General features: G+C 35.1%; 1 protein-coding gene. It reads right to left on the bottom strand.

Annotated elements, in window-relative coordinates; genetic code table 11:
* Nucleotides 1–4020, bottom strand: a 4020-nt coding sequence (locus WBG07_RS19210) for an amino acid adenylation domain-containing protein (protein ID WP_340203733.1), incomplete at both ends; no start/stop codon positions are given.

Consider the following 4020-nt stretch of genomic DNA (forward strand, 5'->3'; position numbering starts at 1 on the left):
TCAACTCTTCTTTGTTCAAATACCCACGTGCGACCCCTGCACCACTGATGCATAGTTCACCAATAACTCCAATAGGGAGCAGCTGTTGGTACTCATCTAGAATATAACAACTTAAAGTAGGTATAGCTCTTCCTATTATACTTTGAGTACTCTGAATATCTTTGCTTGTAATCTCTCTATAAGTAACATGTATGGTGGTTTCTGTAATACCATACATATTAATCAACTTACAATTAGGGTATCTTTTTTTCCAACGACCTAAATGACTAGGATTCAACGCCTCCCCTCCAAAAATGATATAACGTATTGAAATAGAAAAATCCTGTAACAATAATTCATCCTGAAGGGCATAAAAAGCACTTGGTGTTTGATTTAGAACTGTCACCTTTTCTTGGAGCAATAAATTTCTAAAAGAAACCGCATCTTTAGTCAGTTTTTCAGGAACGATAATTAAACGCCCTCCATGAAGTAAGGCTCCATAAATCTCCCATACGGAAAAGTCAAAGCAAAACGAATGAAATAGTGTCCATACATCAGTAGCCGCAAAATCATATAAACAGGATTCATGCTTGAACAACTGAACTACATTTTGATGCTCGACCATGACCCCTTTGGGCTTCCCTGTACTTCCAGATGTATAGATGACATAGGCTAGGGTTTGAGGAGTGGCAATTGTACCGAAAGAATCTATTGATTCTTTTTTAATAGTCTTGAGATGTATACCATCTAAGACCAATGTTTTTATACCTTTTATTGTTTCTAAAGCTTGATAAGAAGTTTTAGAAGTTACTACCAAGTCGACTCCAGCATCTTGAATCATATATTTGATTCGCAATTCCGGATACCCGGGGTCAATGGGTACATAGGCTGCTCCTGCTTTTAGTATTCCCAGGATTCCTATGATCATTTCTAGGGAACGTTCCAGAGATATGGCTACCAAATCTCCCGTTTTAATCCCCTGACGGATTAGGTATCTCGCTAATTGATTAGAACGTTTATCGAGTTCGAGATAGCTTAGTGTTTTTTCTTCAAAGACCAGTGCAATATTATCGGGAGTTTTGTTTACTTGCTCCTGAAAGATATCTACCAACGTTTTGTCTTTCGGATATGCAACGGTAGTACTATTAAATAAATTTAATGACTGTTGTTTTTCTATATCAGAGATTATTAGATCATTACTTATTGGAGTATGTATTTTACTACAAAAACAATCCAAAACACTATAAATAAAACTATGAAAACGCTCTAAAGAAACTTTGGATTTTAGATCCTTTTGTAAAGTATAAGCAAACACAATACTTTCTCCTCCTGTTACATCTACCGTTAAATTTAAACTCACATCTGTTCTTTCAAAAGAAGAAATCCCAAGATCTTTTTCTAAGTTCTTTCCTGATGTGTTTTCTTGAGAAATTTCATTATATATATGAAAATCGATATAATTAAATAGCGTATCAATAACGGGATCATTTTTGTAAATCCCAACCAAACGTTTTATTTCAAAAAATGTCATTTGGTTGTGTAAACTTATTTCTTCTAATTTTTCATTGAAATCCCTGAAATATGTTAGCCAATTCCCATCTGAAGGGACAGTATATCGCATTGGTAGAGAATTCAAAAAACATCCTAAAATTTTATCTCCGTCTTTTATCAATGGACGTGTATTTCCTATTAGTCCAACTATTACTTCTGTTTCATAAGTTAACATCTGCAAGGCATACACATAGGCCCCGAACAACACTGTTTTTAAAGACATATTGTATTCTTTACATTTTTCTTGTAGTCCCTTGAAAAAAGATAGGCTATATTGTTTCGTGTAGTATTCTACATGTTGTTTTTCTTCTGAGAAAATGTCTAAATATTTATAACCTGATAATGTTTCTTTCCAGAAATTAATTACATTGGTATCTTGTTTAGCAATCAATTCTCGAATTATAAAATCCCGTTGATTAGAAGCTATAGGTGAAGGGAGGTAATTAATATTGTTTTTAAGCTCAAAATATATTTTGTGTAGTTCTGTATTAAATGAAGCAACGCTCCAACCATCTAAAATAGAGTGATGAAACTGAAAAACAAATACACCATTATCTGTATCTATGTTAAAAATATGGAAACGGTATGGTTGTCCTTCTTTAAAATCAAAAGGAATTTGTCGTTCTGCAATAAGGTATTGCTCTATGGTTTCTTTTTGTGCTTTTGGATTTTGAAATAGCTCACTTAAGTCTGTATAACGTACATTAACATTGACATTATTGTAAACGATCTGAACAGGTTCTTTATAATCTGAAAAGTTAAAACGAGTACGAAATATAGAATGTTTTTCTATTAGCAAATTAATTGCTTTTTCAAATATTTCTATATTAAAAGAAGAGTCTTTAATTGGAAACACAAATTGATCATGATATATACCAGAACCCGAGGCGGATAGAGTTTCCATTATCATTCCCTGTTGAATATCGCTCATAGGGTAGATATCTTCTATTATATTAGGATTACTTACAGAGTTTAATACTGAATCGCTTAGCGTATTTATATCATATTTTATGCTTTCATAAAGAGCCTTAAATTTGTCGTCTTTTATATCACTTTCTAGTACAGAATCAGAAAAACGCTGAATAGTAGTATAATTAAATAGGTTTTGTAGTTGAATCTGTCGATCAAAGACTTCATTTATTTTCGAAATTAATCGTATAGAAATGATTGAGTCTCCCCCCAGTTCAAAGAAGTTGTCGTGTATACCAATTTGTTCAACCCCCAATAAATCTTTCCATATGTTTACGAGCGTTTGTTCGGTTAGATTTCTGGGCGCTACATAAGGCTGACTGGACAATAGGGAGGCATCTGGGTCTGGCAGTGCCTTTTTGTCTAGTTTTCCGTTTGTGGTTAGTGGCATGGCCTCTAACTCGACCCATATGGATGGCACCATATATTCTGGCAGGCTTGTTTTTAGTTTTGATTGTAAAAATGCTTTGTCCAAAACATCTTCCATAACCACATAGGCTACCAAGCGTTTATTACCAGAAACATCTTCTTTAGCGAGGACACAACAGGCGGCAACCTCTTGGATTTTAGCCAAAGCAGTCTCGATTTCACGTAGTTCGATACGGTATCCCCGAATCTTTACTTGGTCATCGATTCTTCCTATAAACTGAATATTTCCATCTGGTAGCCACTTGGCCAGATCGCCCGTGCGATACATTCGTTCTCCTGGAACAAATGGATTTTCAATAAACTTCTGTTTGGTCAACTCTTCTTTGTTCAAGTAGCCCCTAGCCACTTGAACACCACTAATACATAACTCACCTACCACTCCTATGGGTACTAGCTGTTTCTTTTTATCAAGAACATATAAACTGGTGTTCGCAACTGGGCTTCCTATCGAAACATGAGATAAAGTATTCTCTAAGGGAACTTCCCAAGAACTTACATCTATAGCGGCTTCTGTAGGGCCATATAAATTATCTAATCGGACATCGCTAAATTTATCCTTAAACAATAGGATGTGATCAATAGCTAAGGCCTCTCCGCTGCACAAAATACGCTGTAAACTAGTACAATCCCCTAAAACGATAGCTTCTAAGAAAACTCTTAACATAGAAGGTACAAAATGGATGGTTGTGACCTTATGAGATGTTATTAAAGTTTTTAGATATTCTACATCTTTATGTCCTTCTGGTTTGGCAAAAACTAGCTTAGCTCCACAGGTAATAGACCATAACAACTCCCAAACAGATACATCAAAACAGAAAGGAGTCTTTTGAAGTAGCACATCCTTAGCGGTAAGTTGATAATGAGATTGGGTCCATAATAAGCGGTTTACAATGGCGCAATGTTCGATCATAACTCCTTTAGGCTTCCCTGTACTTCCTGATGTGTAGATGACGTAGGCTAGGGTTTGAGGAGTGGCAATTGTACCGAAAGAATCAATAGATTCTTTTTCAATAGTCAGGAGATGTATATCATCTAAGACCAATGTTTTTATACCTTTTATTGTTTCTAAAGCTTGATAAGAAGTTTTAGAAG

The sequence above is a fragment of the Ascidiimonas meishanensis genome (assembly GCF_037782385.1).
Classification (GTDB): Bacteria; Bacteroidota; Bacteroidia; order Flavobacteriales; family Flavobacteriaceae; genus Ascidiimonas; species Ascidiimonas meishanensis.